Origin of the sequence: Streptomyces sp. TRM49041 (assembly GCF_008271805.1) — a bacterium.
Taxonomy (GTDB): domain Bacteria; phylum Actinomycetota; class Actinomycetes; order Streptomycetales; family Streptomycetaceae; genus Streptomyces.
Window position 1 is genome coordinate 1 of the sequence record NZ_VSRY01000010.1, and the last position, 323, is coordinate 323.

A 323-nucleotide genomic window follows, 5' to 3' on the forward strand; every position below is an offset into this window, starting at 1 on the left:
CGGAAGAGCTCAATGATTCGGCCATGGCGTTGTCGAAACAGATCCCGGTGCGGCCGGCAGATCTGCGGAGCCCGAACCGGCCGAGCGTCATCCCGAACTCGGATGACATGTAGTTACTTCCACGGTCGGAGTGAAATATCGCGCCGGCCGAGAGGTTTCTGTTCCGTGCCGCGTTGCGGATCGCCCTGGATATCAGTGGGGTTTGGTAGTGGTCGTCCATCGCGCAACCGATGACTTCCTTCGTGCAGCAGTCGATGACCGTTGCGAGGTAGAGCCAGCCTTCCCCGGTCGCGATGCAGGTAATGTCGCCGACGAGCTTTTCG

At 60.4% G+C, this 323-nt stretch carries 1 protein-coding gene; it reads right to left on the reverse strand.

From position 1 onward, the window contains the following. A partial coding sequence (locus FVS66_RS00055; RefSeq protein ID WP_149178866.1) for a DDE-type integrase/transposase/recombinase occupies positions 1 to 323 on the reverse strand: 323 nt, incomplete at both ends.